This is a genomic window from Streptomyces sp. DH12 (assembly GCF_020873895.1).
GTDB lineage: Bacteria > Actinomycetota > Actinomycetes > Streptomycetales > Streptomycetaceae > Streptomyces.
The window spans coordinates 1-461 of sequence record NZ_JAHWGT010000989.1; the positions used below are offsets into that span (position 1 = coordinate 1).

The window sequence follows — 461 nt, forward strand, 5'->3', positions numbered from 1 at the left end:
GCCCGGTGCGCTCGGCCACCGTCTCGAACACATGGCCCTCCGGCGGGTCCACCCACAGCCTGCGCAGGGTGCCCGCCGCCTCCAGCAGCGCCTTCGCCTCGGGGAGCGTCCGCACCGAGACGTCCGGGTGCAGCCGCTCCAGGAGCAGCACTCCCTCGGAGCCCTCGGACACCGGCTCCAGCAACTGCACCGCCCCCCGGCCGCCCCAGTGGGCCAGCGCCACGCGCTCGCTCTGCGGACGCGCACGGGGCGGCGCCAGCTTCAGCACGGCGGGCGTGCCGTCGGCCCTGCGGACGAGCACCACCAGGCTGCTGCGTCCGCCCGGCAGCTGCACCCGCTCCACCGTCAACTCGCGCGGCTCCACGGCCTCACGCACCAGCTCGGGCAGCTTCTCCAGCCAGTCGTCACCCTCGGGCGCCGTCTCACCGAGCGCCCTCACCAGACGCCGCGGCGGTTCGAAT

At 75.5% G+C, this 461-nt stretch carries 1 protein-coding gene; it reads right to left on the reverse strand.

Features of this window, described 5'->3' with window-relative positions; translation table 11 throughout:
• A partial coding sequence (locus LPA54_RS38130; protein WP_228984970.1) for an aminoglycoside phosphotransferase family protein occupies positions 1 to 461 on the reverse strand: 461 nt, incomplete at both ends.